The organism is Pseudomonas sp. FSL R10-0056 (assembly GCF_009600105.1).
In the GTDB taxonomy this organism is placed as follows: Bacteria; Pseudomonadota; Gammaproteobacteria; order Pseudomonadales; family Pseudomonadaceae; genus Aquipseudomonas; species Aquipseudomonas bubulae.
Window position 1 is genome coordinate 13,721 of the sequence record NZ_WIWL01000198.1, and the last position, 18,901, is coordinate 32,621.

General features: G+C 60.2%; 22 protein-coding genes. 9 read left to right on the plus strand and 13 right to left on the minus strand.

The features are described 5' to 3' along the window. Nucleotides 1–3: 3 nt before the first annotated feature. The 7 genes from gspG to gspM are packed head-to-tail and all read left to right on the plus strand — an operon-like array spanning nt 4 to nt 4,232. Nucleotides 4–444, plus strand: coding sequence for a type II secretion system major pseudopilin GspG (gene gspG, locus GHO42_RS17830; RefSeq protein WP_095031382.1), 441 nt, complete (start codon nt 4–6; stop codon nt 442–444). 3 nt (nt 445–447) lie between these two features. Further along, nucleotides 448–936, plus strand: a complete 489-nt coding sequence (gene gspH, locus GHO42_RS17835) for a type II secretion system minor pseudopilin GspH (protein ID WP_095000860.1) — start codon at nt 448–450, stop codon at nt 934–936. Beyond that, on the plus strand, nt 926–1,294 hold the full coding sequence (gene gspI / locus GHO42_RS17840) for a type II secretion system minor pseudopilin GspI (RefSeq protein WP_095000861.1): 369 nt from the start codon (nt 926–928) through the stop codon (nt 1,292–1,294). The genes gspH and gspI overlap by 11 nt, the downstream gene beginning before the upstream one ends. Further along, complete coding sequence (locus GHO42_RS17845; protein ID WP_095000862.1) at nt 1,287–1,841, plus strand: type II secretion system protein GspJ; 555 nt, start codon at nt 1,287–1,289, stop codon at nt 1,839–1,841. The genes gspI and GHO42_RS17845 overlap by 8 nt, the downstream gene beginning before the upstream one ends. Continuing rightward, nucleotides 1,841–2,698 (plus strand): general secretion pathway protein GspK, encoded by an 858-nt coding sequence (locus GHO42_RS17850; RefSeq protein ID WP_095000863.1) that lies wholly within the window; start codon nt 1,841–1,843, stop codon nt 2,696–2,698. Before GHO42_RS17845 ends, GHO42_RS17850 begins: the two co-directional genes overlap by 1 nt. Next, a complete protein-coding gene (gspL, locus tag GHO42_RS17855; protein WP_153328386.1) occupies nt 2,695–3,786 on the plus strand; it encodes a type II secretion system protein GspL in 1,092 nt (363 codons plus the stop codon). The genes GHO42_RS17850 and gspL overlap by 4 nt, the downstream gene beginning before the upstream one ends. Continuing rightward, nucleotides 3,783–4,232: a type II secretion system protein GspM gene (gene gspM, locus GHO42_RS17860; RefSeq protein WP_095023797.1), complete on the plus strand. Its 450-nt coding sequence runs from the start codon at nt 3,783–3,785 to the stop codon at nt 4,230–4,232. The genes gspL and gspM overlap by 4 nt, the downstream gene beginning before the upstream one ends. A gap of 30 nt (nt 4,233–4,262) precedes the next feature. On the opposite strand, the gene GHO42_RS17865 is transcribed toward gspM, so the two are convergent. Continuing rightward, nucleotides 4,263–5,441: an MFS transporter gene (locus GHO42_RS17865; protein ID WP_254925317.1), complete on the minus strand. Its 1,179-nt coding sequence runs from the start codon at nt 5,439–5,441 to the stop codon at nt 4,263–4,265. Nucleotides 5,442–5,662: 221 nt separating this feature from the next. On the opposite strand from GHO42_RS17865, the gene GHO42_RS17870 reads away from it, so the two are divergent. Then, nucleotides 5,663–6,565: a LysR family transcriptional regulator gene (locus GHO42_RS17870; RefSeq protein ID WP_095000866.1), complete on the plus strand. Its 903-nt coding sequence runs from the start codon at nt 5,663–5,665 to the stop codon at nt 6,563–6,565. A gap of 42 nt (nt 6,566–6,607) precedes the next feature. Here the strand turns inward: GHO42_RS17870 and GHO42_RS17875 are convergent, their stop codons facing one another. Further along, a complete protein-coding gene (locus GHO42_RS17875) occupies nt 6,608–6,787 on the minus strand; it encodes a DUF6124 family protein (RefSeq protein WP_095017718.1) in 180 nt (59 codons plus the stop codon). A gap of 441 nt (nt 6,788–7,228) precedes the next feature. Here GHO42_RS17875 and GHO42_RS17880 point away from each other — a divergent pair, with 441 nt between their 5' ends. Continuing rightward, nucleotides 7,229–7,567: a YceK/YidQ family lipoprotein gene (locus GHO42_RS17880; RefSeq protein ID WP_095000867.1), complete on the plus strand. Its 339-nt coding sequence runs from the start codon at nt 7,229–7,231 to the stop codon at nt 7,565–7,567. A gap of 599 nt (nt 7,568–8,166) precedes the next feature. Here the strand turns inward: GHO42_RS17880 and GHO42_RS17885 are convergent. Genes GHO42_RS17885 through GHO42_RS17935 form a run of 11 tightly spaced genes read right to left on the minus strand, consistent with a single transcriptional unit; the run spans nt 8,167 to nt 18,773 of the window. Further along, entirely contained in the window at nt 8,167–8,607 is a 441-nt protein-coding gene (locus tag GHO42_RS17885) for a hypothetical protein (RefSeq protein ID WP_095000868.1), read from the minus strand. 19 nt (nt 8,608–8,626) lie between these two features. After that, nucleotides 8,627–9,853, minus strand: coding sequence for a beta-ketoacyl-ACP synthase (locus tag GHO42_RS17890; RefSeq protein ID WP_095000869.1), 1,227 nt, complete (start codon nt 9,851–9,853; stop codon nt 8,627–8,629). Beyond that, nucleotides 9,853–10,581: a 3-oxoacyl-ACP reductase FabG gene (fabG, locus tag GHO42_RS17895; protein ID WP_095000870.1), complete on the minus strand. Its 729-nt coding sequence runs from the start codon at nt 10,579–10,581 to the stop codon at nt 9,853–9,855. Before fabG ends, GHO42_RS17890 begins: the two co-directional genes overlap by 1 nt. Then, on the minus strand, nt 10,574–11,041 hold the full coding sequence (locus GHO42_RS17900) for a hotdog family protein (RefSeq protein WP_095017717.1): 468 nt from the start codon (nt 11,039–11,041) through the stop codon (nt 10,574–10,576). The genes fabG and GHO42_RS17900 overlap by 8 nt, the downstream gene beginning before the upstream one ends. After that, a complete protein-coding gene (locus GHO42_RS17905) occupies nt 11,038–12,225 on the minus strand; it encodes a beta-ketoacyl-[acyl-carrier-protein] synthase family protein (protein ID WP_095038923.1) in 1,188 nt (395 codons plus the stop codon). The genes GHO42_RS17900 and GHO42_RS17905 overlap by 4 nt, the downstream gene beginning before the upstream one ends. Further along, nucleotides 12,222–12,740 carry a DUF3261 domain-containing protein gene (locus GHO42_RS17910; RefSeq protein WP_178114932.1) on the minus strand — a complete coding sequence of 173 codons (519 nt, stop codon included), beginning with the start codon at nt 12,738–12,740 and terminating at the stop codon, nt 12,222–12,224. Before GHO42_RS17910 ends, GHO42_RS17905 begins: the two co-directional genes overlap by 4 nt. Nucleotides 12,741–12,745: 5 nt before the next feature. Then, nucleotides 12,746–13,501, minus strand: coding sequence for a class I SAM-dependent methyltransferase (locus GHO42_RS17915; RefSeq protein WP_095000874.1), 756 nt, complete (start codon nt 13,499–13,501; stop codon nt 12,746–12,748). Next, nucleotides 13,498–14,730, minus strand: a complete 1,233-nt coding sequence (locus GHO42_RS17920; protein WP_153328390.1) for an NAD(P)/FAD-dependent oxidoreductase — start codon at nt 14,728–14,730, stop codon at nt 13,498–13,500. Before GHO42_RS17920 ends, GHO42_RS17915 begins: the two co-directional genes overlap by 4 nt. A 2-nt stretch (nt 14,731–14,732) precedes the next feature. Continuing rightward, nucleotides 14,733–15,896, minus strand: coding sequence for a sodium:proton antiporter (locus tag GHO42_RS17925; RefSeq protein ID WP_178126998.1), 1,164 nt, complete (start codon nt 15,894–15,896; stop codon nt 14,733–14,735). Then, entirely contained in the window at nt 15,890–18,151 is a 2,262-nt protein-coding gene (locus GHO42_RS17930; RefSeq protein ID WP_371926190.1) for an MMPL family transporter, read from the minus strand. Before GHO42_RS17930 ends, GHO42_RS17925 begins: the two co-directional genes overlap by 7 nt. 43 nt (nt 18,152–18,194) lie before the next feature. Next, nucleotides 18,195–18,773 carry an outer membrane lipoprotein carrier protein LolA gene (locus GHO42_RS17935; protein ID WP_256670636.1) on the minus strand — a complete coding sequence of 193 codons (579 nt, stop codon included), beginning with the start codon at nt 18,771–18,773 and terminating at the stop codon, nt 18,195–18,197. Nucleotides 18,774–18,901 lie beyond the last annotated feature (128 nt).

Genomic DNA, 18,901 nt, shown 5'->3' on the forward strand with positions numbered 1-18,901 from the left:
CCTATGAACAGTACTTCAAAACCCAATCAACGGGGCTTCACCCTGATTGAAATCATGGTTGTGGTAGTCATCATTGGTGTGCTCGGTGCCATTGTCGTGCCTCAGTTTATGAACCGCCCGGATCAGGCCAAGGTGACCGCTGCGCGCACTGATATTCAGGCCATTGCCACAGCCCTTGAAATGTATCGCCTCGACACCTTCAGCTACCCCTCGACCCAGCAGGGCCTTGAGGCTTTGAGCAAGCACCCGGCCGGCAGCCCGGTGGTAAAAAACTGGAACCCGCAGGGGTACCTCAAGCGGCTGCCACTGGATCCGTGGGGCACGCCTTATCAATACCTGAGCCCGGGTACCCGTTCGACAGATTACGATCTGTTTTCCTTGGGTTCAGACGGCGTACCCGGCGGTGAAGGGAGCGCGGCAGACATCGGCAACTGGAGCTACTGAGCCATGCGCAGGCGGGCGTCGGGCTTTACCCTGATCGAGTTGCTGGTGGTCATTGTGCTGGTGGGTGTGCTCGCTTCAATGGTGCGTATCAGTCTGGGTGACAACAACAGCCGCAACGCTCGACAGGAAGCCGATGTCCTGTTGGGCGTTATGCACGGTTTACGCGAGAAAGCGGTTCTGGATGGCCGGGAATATGGCCTGCGGCTTGAGCCCGGGGCCTATCAGGTGATGCGCTTTGAACGTGATGCCTGGAAGCCGGCTGATGCCCGGGTGAAGTTGCCTTACGGACTGGCCCTTGCCCTGACTGTGGAGGGGCGCTCGCAGCCCCTTATACCTATGGCAGAAGCACCGCAGTTAATGTGGTTGAGCAGCGATGAAAACACCGCTTTCAGTCTGCACGTCGACAGTCCGCCCCGGCGCTGGCGAAGTATCGTCAGCGACGGCCTTGGCGACGCGCTGGTTGTTGTGGCGCAGGCATCCCATGAAGGCTGATAAAGGTTTCACCCTGCTGGAGGTCATGATTGCGCTCGCCATCTTTGCCATCCTGGCGGCGGCGGTCATGTCTGCCTGCCAGTATGTGCTGGGCCAGAGTGCGAGGGTCGAGGCAAGGTTGTTGGGCGCATGGCTGGCGGACAACCACCTCAATGAAATGCAGCTGCAAACTGCTCCTCCGGCCTTGGGGCTACAAACCCTCAATGTGACCTATGCCCGGCGTGACTGGCGCCTGAGTCGACGCATCACGGCCGAGCCCGGTACAGGCCTGCTGCGGGTAGAGTTGAGTGTCAGCCCGGCGGGCAGCGAGCATGCGGTACAGTCTGTGACCCACTGGCTGGCGTTCAGCCATGAATAAGCCCCAGGCCGGCTTTACCCTGCTCGAACTGGTGATTGCCATTGCCATTTTCGCCTTGCTGGGCCTTGGCTGCTGGCGACTCTTTGACGCAGTTGTACGTGCCGAGCGCAGCAGCACGGCACAACAGCAGGCCCTGCGCAGCTTGCAGAGGGCGGTGGCGATGATCGAACGCGATGTTTTGCAGGCCCAGAGTTCAGCCCAAAGCCCGGGTGTCGTGCTGTACCCCGATAAACTCGAAGTGCGCCGCGTCAACTGGCGCAACCCGTTGGGCCTGCCGCGCAGTGAGGTGCAGGATGTCAGTTACCAGCTCAAGGACGGTGTGCTCTGGCGCTTTAGCCGCGGGCTGGAGGAGGGCGCGCAACTGCAACAACAAAAACTGCTTGGCGATGTGCGCGAGGTGCGCTGGCGGTTGTTCAATCGCAAGACGGGTTGGCACAGTGCAGGTGCTTCTGCCCCCAAAACTGCGCAGCACGCCCTGGAGTTAAACCTGTCGGTGGGTCGCTTCGACGGTGTACGCCGTGTGCTGTTATTGCCGGGGGGCACGTGATGCGCCGCAACCAGCGAGGGATCGCCCTGATCACCGTGTTGCTGGTGATGAGCCTGGCGTTGTTGATCACCGCCGGCCTGTTGCGCAGCCATCGTCTGGCTCTGAACAGCAGTGCCCAGCAGATCCATCAGTTGCAGCTGCGCACCCTGGCATTTGCGGGCGAGACCTGGGCCCGTGAACACTTGCGTACCCTGATCCGCGACCCCATGGTCGCCGTTGCTTCTGGCCAGGCCTGGGCCAGCAGCCAGCCACAGTTGCGCATCGACGATGGACAAATCGACGTGGTAATTGAAGACCTCGCCGGGCGATTCAACATCAGCCCCTTATTGGCCAAAGGTCCCGCCAGCGATGTGATGGAGCAACGCTGGATGCGCCTGCAAACCCTGCTTGAATTGACCCCGCTGGATGCCAGCGTACTGCAGGGCCAGAGTTTGAGTGATATCAGCCAGTTGCGTGTGCTGCCCGGTGTCGACAGCCAGTGGTACATGCGTATGCAGCCGTGGATCGTGCTGTTGGGCAAGGATGCCGTACTGAACATAAACACTGCGCCTGCCACTCTCCTTGCGACGCTGGAAGGCGTGACGCCTGAGCTGGCGCGCGCGCTGGTAACTACCCGGCCGCTGCAAGGCTATGCCAGTGTTCAGGACTTCACGTTCACCCCGGCGCTGATCGGGTTGGGTGTTCAGGCTGCGGGTCTGGGCATCAGCAGTCGCTGGTTTCGGATCACCACCGATGTGCGCCTTGGGCAAAGTCGCTTGCGGCTTGAAAGCGATGTGGTCCGCGATCCTCATACCGGCGAATGGCACTTGTTGCAGCGACGCCTTTTAGCTCCCCGACACCGCGAGCCCTTTGTATGAACAACTGGCTTTACCTCACCGCCAAGGGTTTTGCCCACAGTGTCGAGATTGATTATGACAACGCCCCTGTATTCGTCTGGCACGATGCTCAGTCGCCGACAGAAACCTCATTGAGCGAAGCTGCAGCCGGGCTGAAAGGCCGGAACGTCGCACTGGTCCTGCCCATGGAAATGTGCAGCTGGGTGCTGACCGAACCCTGGCCGGGCAAGCGTAGGCCCACCGCACAGGCCCTGGCTTTTGCCGTCGAAGATCAACTGGCCGATGATCTGGACGAACTGCACTTCGCCGTCGGGCCGGTGGATTCGCAGCAGCGTTATCCCTTGCTGATCACTCACAAACAGCGATTTAGAACGTTGCTGTGCCAGCTCCATGAGCGCGGTTTGACTATCGTCAGCGCGCAGGTGGATGCGGATCTGTTGCCTCGCGATCAAGCATGTATGCAATGGTGGTGTGGGCGCTGGTTGGTTGGCGGGACGCTTGAATTCCGGCTGGCCGTCTCCCTGGTGGGGCTGGAGTTGGTTAAATCCGGTTTGCCCACCGCATTGACGGCGCGAAAAATTGACTGGGACGCACTTCCGGAAGATGCAATCAACTTGCTCCAAGGTGAGTTTCGGCGTCAGGTGCGGGGTTGGCCGTGGCGGCGACTCAGGGTAATGGCACTGCTGATGTTTACGCTGGCCTTGGGGTTTACCCACCTGCGCAGCAGTTTTCTGGAGGGGGAAGCGGCGCGGATTTATGTCATGAGCGAGGAGCGGTTCAAAACCCTGTACCCGGCGCAAACCCGTATTGTGGACCTGTCCGCACAACTCAAGGCAATGCAGCAGCGCGCCACGGGTGCACAAGGAGGGCATATGGCACGGTTGCTTCAACTGACCGAGCAGGTGATTGGCGCCAGCAGTGTCGAAGTGCAGCATATGGAGTGGCGGGCAAGCATCGGTTGGGTATTGAACCTCACGGTCGGCAGCTTTGCCCAGCTTGAGCAATTACGCGAGCGAGGCGTGCAAAGCGCACTGCCGATTACGCTGGGCAATGCGAGCCAGCAGGGCAGTCGGGTGCAGGCCATGCTGACCCTCAGGGATGAATCATGAAGACGTTTGTGCGTGAGCGCTGGTTGCACCTGCCGCCTCGAGACCGCCAGTTGTGCGGTGTGCTGGCGGTATTTCTACTGATTGTGTTCAGCGTCTACGGGCTGTGGTTACCGGCTCAACAACGTCTGGATGCGGCCCGGGCGCTGTACCTCAAGCAGCTGGCACTCGAAGGTGAAGTCCGGCAGGCACGCCCCGGATCCATTGCCAGGGGTGCTGAACAGCCCTTGGTCTCGCGTTTGAGCGACAGTGCCGCAGACTCCGGGTTGAGCGTTGAGCAGTTTGAAATAGATGGCGGTGTTGTACGCATCTCCCTGAACGGGGATGCGGTTGCGGTGCTGGGCTGGCTCAATCGTATTGAACTGGAAGGTGCAGGCTTCGAAAGCCTGAGTCTGGAAAAACGTGGTACCAGCCTCCAGGCACGGCTACAGATCAACAACCCGAATTGAGGTAGTGCCTGTAGCCGCAGGTGCAGGGAGTTACGTGTTCTTTGCGTTTCCCGGCAGCACTGGCAGCCGGGCCAGATGCAGCGCTACCAGCAGGGCAACCACCAGCATGCTGGAGATAAACAAGCCGATGCCGTTCCAGCCCGCCAGATGCCAGAACACACCCCCCAGGGTGCCAGCTACGCTCGACCCGGCGTAGTAACTGAACAGGTACAGCGACGACGCCTGCCCCTTGGCCTTGCTTGCCCGGCGGCCGATCCAGCTGCTGGCCACCGAATGCGCGCCGAAGAAGCCGAAGGTGAACATCAGCATGCCGATAATCACAAACGCAATGGGCGTGAGCAGGGTCAGCGCGATCCCGGCCAGCATCAGCACAATCACCGCCCACAGTACGCGACGACGGCCCAGTTTGTCGGCCAGTGCGCCAATCTGTGCCGAGCTGTAGATACCCGACAGATAGACGATCGACAGCAAGCCTACCAGTGCCTGGTTCATATTGTACGGCTCGGCCAGCAGGCGGTAGCCGATGTAGTTGAACAGGGTGACAAAACTCCCCATCAGCAGGAACGCTTCGAGAAACAGCCAGGGCAGCCCGGCATCGCGAAAATGCATGGTGAAACCGTCGAGCAGGCTGCGCGGATTCATCGAGCGCGGGCGGAAGTTGCGCGATTCGGGGAGGATTTTCACGAACACCACCGCGGCCACCAGCGCCAGCGCGCCAATCACCAACATTGCGGTGTGCCAACTGACAAAATCGATCAATACACCGCTGATCAGACGACCGCTCATGCCGCCAATGGCGTTGCCACCGATATACAGGCCCATGGCCAGGCCGATGTGCTGCGGGTGGATTTCTTCACTCAGATAGGTCATGGCTACCGCAGCCAGCCCGCTAAGAGACAGCCCTACCAGCGCCCGTGTAATCAGTACACCTTCCCAAGTCGGCATCAGGGCACTGAGGAGGGTAAACAGCGCGGCACTAAACAACGCAAACACCATCACGGGCTTGCGCCCGAAGGCATCGGAAATGGGCCCGGTAATCAGCAGGCCAATGGCTAGCATCGCCGTGGCCACGGACAGAATCAGACTGCTTTGAGCGGCATTGATCCCGTACTCATGGGATAGCACCGGCATCATCGGCTGCACGCAATACAACAGGGCAAAGGTTGCGAACCCACCCGAGAACAGGGCCAGCACCGTGCGCATAAACATCGGCGTGCCTTTCTCGATAAATACATCATTCAGTTGGGTAACAACATCATCCAGCGCGGACGGCGGGATTTCGTGGGCCAGGGGTGCAGCGGCAGTTTTCACGGGGACCTCAAATAGGGGTAAAGCCGAACGGCAATGACAAAAGAATATAGGCGGCTAACGATTCTTTCCAATATATAATTCGACCTGTTTAATAGGTTTTACGACTTAATGGAGGTTGTATGGAACTGCGCCATTTGCGCTACTTCATTGCCGTGGCCGAAGAGCTTCACTTTGGTCGGGCGGCGCAGGTGCTGGGCATTTCCCAGCCACCGCTAAGCCAGCAAATTCAGGCGCTTGAGCAGGAATTGGGGGCACGGCTGTTCGAGCGAACCAATCGTCGGGTTGCCCTGAGCGAAGCCGGACGCTTGTTTCTGGAGGAGGCGCGGCGGGTGTTGGCCCAGGTCGACAAAGCCGCCGACGTGGCCCGGCGGGCGCAGTTGGGTGAGCTGGGTGAATTGAAAATTGGCTTTACCTCGTCGGCGCCGTTCAACTCCAGTATCCCCCAGGCCATTTTTGCCTTTCGCCAGGCGTTCCCGGCGGTGCATCTGGACCTCAAGGAAATGAGCAGCCGCGAGGTGGCCGAGGGGCTGGTGGATGAGTCCATCGAAGTCGGGATCATGCGGCCGCTGGCGTTGCCGGATTCGTTGCATGTCGTGGAACTGTTTCGCGAGCCGCTGGTGGCTGTGATTCGCGCCGATCACCCGCTGGCCGAAGGCAGCGAGGATGGTTTGCAACTGGCGGCATTGGCGGACGAACCCTTTGTATTCTTCCCGCGCAGCTATGGCAGCGGCTTGTACGCGCAATTGCTCAGCCTCGCGCGGGTGGCGGGGTTCAGCCCGCATATCTCCCAGGAGGCGGGGGAGGCCATGACCATTATCGGGCTGGTGTCGGCGGGGTTGGGGGTGTCGGTGCTGCCGGCGTCGTTCCAGCATATGCGTATCAAGGGTGTGGTTTATCGGCCGTTGCTGGATACCGATGCCAATACGGCGGTGTGGCTGGTGCAGCGCAAGGGTCACTCATCACCGATGGCGACCGCGTTTGCGCAGTTGCTGACGCGCAAGATGGTGCACCCCTCACCCTAGCCCTCTCCCGGAGGGAGAGGTTTGGGGTGAGGGCAGGGCTGATCAGCGAGCCAGCAACTTATCCACAGACGCTTTGATCTGATGGATCAGATGCACCACCGCCAGCGCCACATCGCGGTTCAGGCCTTGCAGGTTATCGGCCGACGCATAGGCCGTGGCGATGGCGCAGCGCAGCAGTTCATCGGTGTGTTCGAGGGTTTGTTCGTGATCGTGTGTAGTCATGGTGAGTCTCCATCTATACGAATTGGAAGCTGTCACCATTTGCTTGCACACAAAGAGGGTGGCAGCTGTACGCGGGTGTGCAAGACCGGTAGATAGGAGCAAAACCCGGCAGATCCGAAGACCTCCCACGTACAGCCGCCATAAAGCAGAGTTTCTGGCGGTGATACTCAAATCTCAATCGGACTTGCACGCCCGGTCAACCATGGGGGATGACGTACCGGAGGCTAGCGATCGAAAGAGACAGGCGCAAGACCCAAGGATTCTCTAGGAAGCGTCCTGCGAATGAAAGAGATATGACCCTCGGACGTCGCTGCCCGGTAAATGTTGGCGCGCAAGATTCCCTCTTGGCGATAAATCTCTTAACAAATCGATGCCGGGAGGTGATCGCCTTTTGTGCACGTTTGTCGTTAGGTTATTAACCCCTGACATCGAGATTTGATCATGGCCCATAAAGGTTACGCAGTGCTCGCTGGCTTATGCTTGGCACTCAGCGGTTGTGGAACGACCAATACGGTATTGCGTGGTGATGAAGTAACGCGTCGTAATCTTAAAGAGTGGAAAACCTACTGTGATTCCGTGCCCCGGGTTTACAGTGGCGTGTCATACGGTCTGTGTATTCTGCACGGGCCATCCCCTACTGTTTCACAAGATATTGCAGCGTCTGCCTTGCTACCACTCAGGCTTCTGGATTTCGTGCCTTCCGCCATTGCTGACACGGTGGTGCTGCCCTACACGATTTATCGCCAAAGCACCGAAGGAAGTATCACTCTCGCCCGATAGTTGTAGCTTTGGGAGCGTGTATTACCGGGCCAGTCACTTATCCACAGACGTTTTAGCCTGATGGATCAGATGCACCATCGCCAGCGCTACATCGCGGTTCAGGCTTTGCAGGTTATGTCCTGCGAATGAAAGAGATATGGCCCGCAGGGGCTGCGGTTTGGCCGAGAATTGCGAAACGCGCAGTTATAAAACACGCTTGGAAACTTGAAAGTAATGCTGCGCAAAATCGCTTCTTTAAGCACGGGTCCAGTCAATGTCACTTCAATATCAACCGAAAGAAGGCAGCGTACTTATTTGTGATTTCAGAGGCTATGAAGTGCCGGAATGATCAAGGTCAGGGCCATCGTGGTTATTCGTAAACATCGGCTGTCCGCTGCGCTTTGAGCTTGTAAAAGAGCGGCCAGAAACGATAAGCGGGCGTCATGCTGGTTGCCTAAACGCTTAGCGCGAGTAATAGTCCATTCGTACCCGCAAGGGGCTTGTGAGACTCTGAGAATCCTGGGAAACCAGCCATTACAGAGCCGGACAGACACAGTGCTATGACAAGCCAGTCTGTTTGTGAATAAGGCGCCGAAAGGCGCCTTTGTCGTTTCTGATGGTTACAACGGTTTTACCCGCGCCGCTTCAGACAGCTGTTTGGCCGTGCGTTCGTTCTGATTGTCCTTGAGGTCGCGCACGATATCGCGATCCAGCAGGCGCACCCAGCGAATGTAATTCTTGTGAATCTTGCCGTCCTTGTAGTCCAGGCCGCTGCTGTCGCGGTACTGGATCCGGTAGTGATCGGCGCTGTACGGAATGTCGATTTCAGCGTGGTATTGCCCGCGCACGGTGATCTGCGCCTGCACCAGTTGCGGGGTGATTTTTTGCACTGTCCAGCCGCGCCCGACCAGGGCCTTGACGATGGCCTGTTGCATTTGCGCACGGTCGCTGTTGATCGAGGCATGTAATGTGCGGTCGGGGGTGAACACGGGTTTGCTGGTGCAGGACACGGTGGTCAGCAGGGCCAGGGCAATCAAGGTAATGCGCAGCAGGTAAGTCATTGCATGGGTTCCACAGGTATCAGGCCCAGCGACGGAAGATCAACGATGTGTTGACCCCGCCAAAGGCAAAGTTGTTGTTCATCACGTAGTCGTTGTGCATCACCCGGAACTCGTCACGCAGGTAATCCAGTTCGCCGCAGCGCGGGTCGACTTTATCGAGGTTAAGCGTGGGAACGTAGCGGTCGCGGTTCATCATCTCGATGCTGAACCAGGATTCCAGCGCCCCACAGGCGCCCAGGGTATGCCCAAAAAAGCTCTTCTGCGAACTGATGGGCATGTGTTTGCCGAACAGCTCGCTGGTGGCCAGTGTCTCGGCAATATCACCCTGTTCGGTGGCGGTGCCGTGGCCGTTTACATAGCCGATGGCATCCGCGCCAATACCGGCGTCTTCCAGTGCCAGTTCCATCGCCCGGCGCATGGTGCCGACTTCCGGGCGGGTGGTGTGCTGGCCGTCGGCATTGCTGCCAAAGCCGACGATTTCTGCGTGGATATGGGCGCCACGGGCCAGTGCGTGTTCCAGCTCTTCGAGTACCAGCATGCCGCTGCCTTCGCCGATCACCAGGCCGTCACGACCACTGTCGTAGGGGCGTGGGCTGGTGTGCGGGGCGTCGTTTTTCAGGCTGGTGGCGTACAGCGCGTCAAACACCATCGCTTCGGTGGGGCACAGTTCTTCGGCGCCGCCGGCGAGCATCAGCGGCAGGCGGCCGAACTTGATGGCCTCGTAGGCATAGCCGATCCCCTGGCTGCCGCTGGTGCAGGCACTGGAGGTCGGGATCAGGCGCCCGGTCAGGCCAAAGAAGATGCTGATATTGGCCGCTGTGGTGTGCGGCATCATCCGTACGTAGCTGTTGGCATTGAGGCCGTCTGCCACCGAGTTGAGCAGCATATTGCCGAACGCCATGATCTCGTCGGTGCTGCCGGTGGACGAGCCGCAGGCTACGCCCATGCGCCCGTCGCGAATGATCGGGTTGTCGAGCAGGCCGGCGTCCTGCAGGGCCTGCTCTGCAGCGCCGACGGCCAGCCGCGACACGCGGCCCATGCTGCGCAGTTGCTTGCGGGTCCAGTGGGCGGGCACCACAAAGTCATCAATGGGGCCGGCCAGTCGGGTGTTAAGTTCAGCGAACCGGTCCCACTCGTCCATGCGCCGGATACCGCTGCGCCCGACCACAAAGTTGGCTTCGATACTGGCCCAGTCACTGCCCAGCGAGGTGATACCGGCCATGCCGGTGACAACGACGCGTTTCATCAGCACAACCCTCCGTTGACGGCCAGCACCTGGCGGGTGATATAGCCCGCTTCGGCCGACATCAAAAAGTTGACCGCCCCCGCGACTTCTTCGGGGGTGCCCATGCGTTGGGCGGGGATCATTTTCATCAGTTCGTCTACCGGTACGTTTTCGTCAAGCATGGCGGTGTCGATCAGCCCCGGCGCGACGCAGTTGACGGTGATTTTGCGTTTGCCCAGCTCGATGGCCAGAGCCTTGGCGGCGCCGATCAAACCGGCCTTGGAAGCGCTGTAGTTGACCTGCCCGCGGTTGCCGATCAGGCCCGAGACCGAAGTAATGCAGACGATACGCCCGGCTGCGCGGCGGCGGATCATCGGCATCATCACCGGGTGCAGCACGTTGTAAAAGCCGTCGAGGTTGGTGCGCATCACCACGTCCCAATCGTCTTCGCTCAGCGCTGGAAAGGCGCCGTCGCGAGTCAGGCCGGCATTGAGCACTACGCCGTAGTAGGCGCCGTGGGTTTCAACGTCGGCTTCCAGAATGGCTTTGCATTGGGTGCGATCCGATACGTCGAATTGCAACACCCGGGCACTGCGACCCAAGGCGTGTACTTCGGCCATGACGGCATCGGCTTCGCTGCGGCCGCTACGGCAATGCAGGACCAGATCGAAGCCGGCTTGGGCCAGGCGCAAGGCGATGGCGCGGCCAATGCCACGGCTGGAACCTGTGACCAGAATGGACTCAGTCATGGCGGGTCTCCCGGGGTGTTTGAGCAAGGTAGGTGTCAGCCTGGGGCGGACGGAACACGTTCAGGCGGGCGCTGGCATGGATACCGGGGCCGGTGAGGTGACACTCGAATACGCCCATGCCGTTGTCGTCTTCCAGTGAGCGCAGGGCGTGGATATGCAGCGGGGCGCCGAGCGGGAAATGTTCGACGTTACATTCAAATTTACGTGTGCCCAACAAAAAGCCCAGCGCCACGGGGCGGCCCTGCAAGCGGGCGCGACAACCGGCGTAGGCCGCGACGCTTTGCGCCATCAATTCAATGCCTGTCCAGGCGGGCAGGCTACCGTCTTCGCGGTTGAACAGGCCGCCGGCTTTTACGATCAGGCGGGTTTCAATCTGCTCTTCATCAAACGCCAGGACCTGATCGATCAGGATCATGTCGCCAGCGTGGGGCAGCAGTTCGGCGAGTGGCCAGTCAATCATGGGGCCTCTCCGATAATCAGGCTGACGTTATTGCCGCCGAAGGCAAACGAATTGCTCATCAGGCAGCGCTGTGGGGCGGGTGCGAGGGTCTGGCCGGGGGTAACCCAGTTTAGCGCCGGCAGCGCCGGGTCGCCTTGGCCGTCCCAGACATGGGGCGCCAAAGCACCACCGTGGCTCAGGCTCAGCCAGCAGAAGGCAGCTTCCAGCGCGCCAGCCGCACCCAGGGTATGGCCGGTCATGGGTTTGGTCGACGAACACGGCACACCGTTGGCGAACACCTGCGACACGGCGTGGCTTTCCATCGCATCGTTGTGCTGGGTGGCGGTGCCATGCAGGTTCAGGTAACCGATCTGAGCGGACTGTAAACCCGCGCGGCCCAAGGCTTTGTGCATGGCTTGTACGGCGCCGCGGCCGCTGGGCTCCGGGGCGGAAATATGGTGCGCGTCACTGCTGGCGCCTGCGCCGAGCAGAGCGATGGTGTGGCCGTTGGCGGGGTGCCTGCTCATCAAGAACAGCGCTGCCGCTTCGCCGATATTGATGCCTCGACGGTTGACCGAAAACGGGTTGCAGCGCTCATCCGCCACCGCTTCCAGCGCCGAAAAACCGTTGAGCGTCAATTTGCATAGCGTGTCGACACCGCCGCACAGCACTACGTCGCACAGGTTCATGTCCAGCAACCGCTGGGCGCTCATCAGCGCCCGGGCGCTGGAGGTACAGGCGGTGGAGATCACATAGGCCGGCCCGCTGATGTTCAGCCAGTCGGCCAGGAACGTGGCCGGTGCACTCAGCTCTTGTTGCTGATAGCTGTAATCAGCGGGGAACTGCTGATGCTGCAGGTAATGGGCAATGCCCTGACTGGCTTCATCAATGCCCGAGGTACTGGTGCCCAGCACGATGGCAATACGATCGCGGCCGAAAGTAGCGATTGCTTGCTCAATATCGCCCTGTATTTGCAATGCGGCTTCGAGCAACAGTCGGTTGTTGCGGCTGTTTTGCTGTTCGAGCCCCGCGGGGATCGCTGCCAGTTCGCCGCTTACCGCGCCGATGGTCGGCGAGCGTTCAGGCACCCAGCCGCTATGCCGCTGCATGCCCGAGCAGTCACCGGCAAACAGTTTGCTCGCCACTTCGGCGGGGCCTCGGCCCAGAGAGCAGACCACGCCCAGTGCGTTGAGGTAAGCAGTCATGGGGCGGCCTCCAGCGGGCTGATTGTGTAATGCAGATCGCCCTTCATATCGATGCGAAATGCCTCGGGTTGCTGGTAGTGCACTTGCCAGCGCTGTTCAATAACTCGCAAGTCAGCCGCAGTTTTTGCTTGTGGATAATTGTCCGCCAGCTCAGTTGCCGGTGTCAGTGCAAACAATAGCGCGGCGAAGAGTTCGCGGGCCTCGGGGTTGGGCGGCAACAGACCGTCAGCCTGCCAGGTGCCGTCTTGCAGTAATTGGCGCGCAAGCGGAATACCCAGAGGGTCCATCAGCGACCAGCGTAGGGCAGGTCCTTGCTGCTGGATCACCAGCAACCAGTCTTGCCGTTGTTCGGCCTGTTCGCGCTGGATATGCAATTGCATGGGCAGGGCCAGGGTTGGCGTTTTCCTGGGCAGCGGCAAGCTGGTGCAGCTACTGAGCAGCATGCACATCACTAACCACAGAAACATTATCCGTGTGGGAGCGGGCTTGCTCGCGATGCAGGCAACTCGGTTCATCTGATTCACAGCAGCGATCCTGTCGCGAGTAAACCCGCTCCCACAGGGGATTGGGGTTTGCGCGCCACCACGTTGACCAGGGTTTCATCACGCTGGCCCACCGGTTTTGGCTTTAGCAAGCCAACCCGCTCCAACAGGCCGAAGTCCTTGGAGCGACTCCACCACAGGTAAGGATAGGAGATATTCTGTGGCTCAAATTCAAAGCCCTGGTCACGGATCATCTCCAGGTATTGCGCTGCGCTTTTTTGCACATGCATGGGGTGACGGAACAGCCAGCGGATCACCCAGGTATCGATATAGGCTTCGGTGGACTCGGCAAACAGCAAGTAACCACCGGGCTTGAGCACCCGGTAGAACTCGGCCAATGCCCGGTCCTGTTGCACCAGGTGATGAAAAGTCTGGTGGCAGAACAGGATGTCGATACTGTCATCGGCCACCTTCAGCTCGGCGCAATCGCTGCCGATCAGCTCAATGTCGATGCCCTGACGCCGGGCTTCTTCGGCGCTCAAGTGCAGGCTCAGGGGATCAGCATCGAGGCCGATCAGGCGCTTCGGTGCGAAGGTTTTGTCCAGGTACTGGAACGATTTGCCCTGGCCGCAACCGGCATCGAGGATCACCGGCGCGGTTGGCAGTTCATCACTGAACAGGCTGCGCAGGTCATTGATGGCCACCCGCAGTACATGGTGCTGCCAGGTGTGGCTGCGCAAGAACCAGAACCCCAGGCGGGTTTCTTCAACGTAGGTATCGCTCAGAGGTTTCATGCGGGCTCCGTGGCGCAGATATCCGACAGCATGCGCAAACGGCGCCTTGACTCGCTGACAAAGGGGTTGCTTTCGTCCCAGGCATAACCGGCCAGGATCGAGCTGATCATGCGGCGAATATGCGGCTGGCTACCGGGGTGGTAGATCACGTCCTGGAAGGTGCCGGCGTACCAGCCTTCAACATAGCAACGGAAGGTGTCGACCCCGCGCTTGAGCGGTTCGGCAAACTCGCTTTGCCAGTCCACCGCCTCGCCTTGCAACTGACGGTGCAGCACGCCCGCCGCCATGCTCGCTGAACGCATGGCGATGGTTACGCCCGAGGAGAACACCGGGTCGAGGAACTCGGCAGCGTTGCCCAATAGTGCAAAACCAGGGCCGTGCAGGGTTTTGACGTTGGCCGAGTAACCGCCCAGGGTACGGGCCGGAGTGTCCCATACGGCATTGGCCAGCACCCGTTGCAGGCTGGGGGTTTCATCGATAAAACTACGCAGGCAGGTGTCGAGGTTTTCACTGCGGCCTTCGAAATGCCCGGCTGCCGCCACCACGCCCACCGACGTGCGGCCATTGCTGAACGGGATGCTCCAGAACCAGATGTCGCGCTGGGTCGGGTGGGTGGTAATAAGGATTTTGTTGCGATCAAAACCTTCGTAATCGATACGGTCTTCCACGTGGGTAAACACCGCCTGACGCAGCGGAAAGTTCGACGGTGCTTCAAGGTCGAGCAAGCGCGGCAATACGCGGCCGTAGCCGCTGGCGTCGAGAATGAAGTCAGCTTCAACCTGATAGCGGCTGGTGTCTTCGCGCTCAATGTGCAGGAGCGGTTTGGCACGCTCGATATCCGTGCTGATCACGGTTTCGCCATAACGGATTTCGACACCTTGCAGCGCGGCTTGATCGGCCAGCAGTTTGTCGAAGTCCGCGCGTTGCACCTGAAAGGTGGTGGGTTTGCCGTTACTGAAAGTGTCACCAAAATCGAAGGCGCTGTATTGCTCGCCCCAGGCGAAGGCAGCACCGTTTTTCAGCTGGAAGCCGGCGGCCTGCACCGCGTCCAGCATGCCCGCTTCTTCGATGAAGTCGATGCAGTGCGAAAGCAGGCTTTCGCCAATCGAAAAGCGCGGGAAGTGCTGGCGCTCGATAACCAGCACATCGTGGCCCTTGCGTTTAAGTAGGGCCGAGGCAATGGCGCCGGACGGTCCTGCACCGATGACTACAACCTGACGACGTTCCATTTCTATTCCTGACACAGGCGCTCCTTGCCGGGTACCACGGCAGACTTCAAGGGGGGGTTGCTCATACCCGCCAGCGCCGGCAGCAGCGTGGCGATGAGGCTCATCAGTATCAACGCGAAGTACAACGCGGGACTGATCAGCTGTTGTTGCAGCAGCAAGTTGAGAAATACGATCTCACTCAACCCGCGAATGTTCAGCAGCAGGCTTTCACGCCATCGGCTGGCGCCTGCAAACGAGGGCGTGGCCCAGCTCAGTCCGAGCCAGTTGCCCAGCAGTTTGCTGGCCATCGGCAGAAGCAACAGGGCCGCCAGTTGCAGCGGGCTTATCTGGCCCAGGGCGCTGTGTACATCAATCTGCACAATGCCGAACGTCAGAATCAGCGGGATCGCCAGCGTGGTCTGCATGCGCTCAAGCCACACGGCCTTTAACGGCATCACCAGCGGTACCTTGAGCCATGCCATGCAGACCAGATAGCCGACGCCAAATATCAACGCATTGAGGCGGTAATGTTCGGCCACCACCAACAGTGCGAAAAAACTCAGGCTGTAGAACAGCGGCTGACGAATGCGCAGGCCGCGCATCAGCAGCGGCAATAAAGCCCCGGCCAGCGGCAGTAATACACTGCTCAGGTTCAGGCTGCCCTGGGCCAGGCCGAACAGGCTCCAACAGGTCAGGTCGATCACAATTGCGCTTTGCACCAGGCGACGGGAGGCAGCAGGCGGGTAGTCGATATGGCGCAGGTACAGGTACAGCACCGGGATGGCAGTGATGGCAAACACCAGCCCCACGGCCAGCGAATTCAGCCAGGGTTGCTGGGGCAACAGCCAGACGGCGCAGGCGAGCCCGCTGACGAAGGGCACGGCAAAGCTGGGCAGGGCGATTTTCAGGCTCTGGCGGTCCAGTCGCAGATCAATCACGTCGCTCAAAATGGTCCCCAGCAACAGGGCGAAGCTCAGGCTGTAAAGGCTTTTGAGCCAGACCGGCGCCACCAGTTGCGCACCGTTGAGCTGCCAGTGCGGCTCGATCCAGAACAGCATCAGCAACGGCAAACCGATGGACGCCAGCAACAACTGGCTGACAATCGGGATCATGCGAAAGCGCCGACCCACGTGAGTGGCCAGCGCAAACAGGACTAACGCCAGCAGCCAGAACAGACCCGTCAACACGGCTTATGCTCCTGTTTACCGGCCCAGGGGGCGAGGATAAAGCTGAACGCCAACCCCAGGCTCACCGACAAGCCGAAATTGCTCACCGCCGGTGTACTCGACACCGCCAGCAAGCCAAACGACAGCCATGTGGTCAGGGCGGCCAGCAAGGTGCCCAGCAAGCTGACGGCCGCACCACCGATTTGCTCGCGCATCAGGATCGCGTAGTCGACGCTGATGGCGGTGACCAGCAATAAGCCGAACAGGCTGAACAAGGTCAGCGGCTGGCCCAGCCAGCCAAGGCTGGCGAGGCTGCAAAGGGCGGCGAGGAGCGGCAGCGCAACGATGCGCAATGCTCCGCCAAAGCCGAACGGAGCGATCAATAGCACGACGATCAGCGCGCATGACAACAGCTTCAACTCAGCAGCGCTGATTTGTGTGGCCGCAAACACTTTGTTCAAGTCCCCCAGGCGATCCACCAGTTTCACACCGGGCAAGTCCTGCGTTTGCGCACGCAACAGGCTGGCATCATTTAAACCTTGCAGGCTGACCATCGCGGCGACGCCGTCGGTATTTTTGCCCAGCCATAGTGCTCGCCATGGTTCGGCCAACGGGCCTGCCAGCGCATCGTCGATTGACTGATCGGGCAAGGCTTGCAACTGCGCCAGCTCGGTTTGCAAGGCGCTTTCGGGTACGCCCAGCGCCAGCAGCGGCTGCCAGTGTTGAGGCAGCGCGCTGAGGGCGGCGCGCAATCGTTGTTGCTCGCCGGGCTGGCTGACCAGTTGGTTGAGGGCCAGAAAGCCTTGCAACTTGCCGCTGCCGATCAACTGTCCCAGGCGCTGGCTCAGGCTGCTCTGGCGCTCCAGTAATTGCTGTTCGTTGTCGGCGCGTACCAGAAAGAACTGGCTGGTTGGCTGATAGCCGGTGATGCGCGCAATGGCCTGGGCTTCGTTCATCAACTGTGGCGGGGCGCCGACCCATTGGCGGATGTCGTTTTTGCTGGTGAGCTGCCACAAGCCGGCGGCACAAAAGGTCAGCAGCAGTGCCAGCAGCGCAGCCGTCGGGACTTTTTCCAGCAGTGCTGCGCGTGCATCAAGCAGACTTTGCGCAATGTTCAGTGGCCATTGCGCAGGACGCAACTCGACGCCTTTGAGCAGCGCCGGCAGCAGGCACACCGCACTCAAGTAAGCGCCGATCAACCCGGCCGCGGAAAAAAGGGCGATTTGTGTCAACGCCGGGAAGGGCGTGAAAGCCAGCGCCAGATAACCGATGCAACTGGTGGCCAGGCTCAGGCTCAGACCGGGCAAGGTCAGGCGCAAGGCGGGCCAGCTGCGCCAGGGTTTCAGGCTCCAGCTTTTGGACAGGTAATGCAGGGGGTAATCCACCGCCACGCCGATCAGGCTGGAGCCCAGCACCAGTGTCATCACGTGCATGCTGCCAAACCACGCGACACAGGCCACGGCGCCAAACAGCATGCCCACCAGCACTGGAACGAAGGCCAGCAGCACGCGCCAGCGCCGGAAGGCCAGCAGCAACAGCAGCAAAATACCCACCGTTGCACCACCGCCGACCCAGGTGATTTCCCGGCTGGCTTGTTGTTGCCCGCTGGCGGCATACAGCAGGCCGCTGGCGGCGAGTAATTGCACATCGTTTTTAGCGACCTGCTCACGGCTCTGTTCGAGCAGTTCGGCGACCCGCAGAGGCAGCTTCATATCGAATGCATTGCCTTGCGTACGGGCGCGCAACAGCACCCAGCTTTTGCCGTCGGCATCGGCAATCAGGGCGCCGCTGCCAATGTCCAGTTGCACCGCACCGCGTTGCGGCTGGCTGTTTTGAATGCGACCGGTCAGGCCCAGCCAGTCATCCTGGCTGGGCACCAGGCTAAAGCCGGTAAAGGGGTCGAACAACGCCTGCACCCGCTGCTGGATAAAGGCCTCGGGGTGTTCGATCAACTGGGTACGGTCGGCGTTCGAGAGCATCGCCAGACGCCCGCGCAGCAGTTGCTCGCGCAGGGCCGGGAGGTCGGCTTGCAGGTCCCACTGGACCTTTTCAAACAGGCCGCTGGCTTGCCATTGCTCGCCCAATTGTTGAGCGCTGGCGATCGCCTGCTGACGGTCTGCACTGGCGACCAGCACCAGCATTTCGCGGTTCAGGGGCTCTTGCATGCGCTGTTCGGCGCTGAGCTCCAGCGCATCCGGTGTGTCGCCCGGCACCAGCTCCATCAGGTTGGCCGACAGCGGCGCACCGTGGCGCCACTGCCAGCCAGCCAGTGCCATCACGGCCAGCAACAGAACCAGAAAGGCCCGTGGCAGCCAGCGCTCACTGCGCAAAGTCGTTTTGCTCCGCGTCGCTCAAGGGTTGATTGCCGACGCTGTTTGGCATTTTTAGCAGCGTGCTGTCACCTTGGGCTTCTTGCAGTTCGATACGTTGCACCAGCTCGCCGCCTTCAATATTGATCCGGGTGAACACTTGCTTTAGCAGCAGTGAACGTGGTGTCAGCGTCAGCGCCCAGCGGCTGGGTTCGCCTTGTAATTGCAGGTCGAAATCACGTTGCAGGCCGCTGCTGTCGCCTTGCACAACAGCGAGGAACAAACTGTTCTGCTCGGCGCCCGCGCTTTTGCCCGGGAGCATCTGCCATTGCGTGCCGTCGCGTCGGGCGATGCCCTGGGCGTTGATGCGGTAATCCTGTTGCAGCGGGGTTTTCAGTTGCCAGAGCAGGCCGTGGTCCTTGGCCAGGACAAATGTGCCGGTGCTGGTGAGTGGCTTGGGCAGCGCGCGCAGGTGTTTTTCCTGGATGAAATCACCGTGGATCACCTGGGGCTTGGCCAGTTGTTCGCTCAGTTGTTGCAGGTCGAAGGCGTGGGCCAGTGGGGTGAACAGCAAGGCGGCGAACAGCAATGAGAGACGGGTGCGGCCTTTGCCCTCTCCCAGAGGGAGAGGGGGCAGAATGGGTAGAAACCGAGTACATCGTTTACGTTTAAGACCGGGCACATCGTTTACAGGTATTAATCATGGTCAGGAGGTAC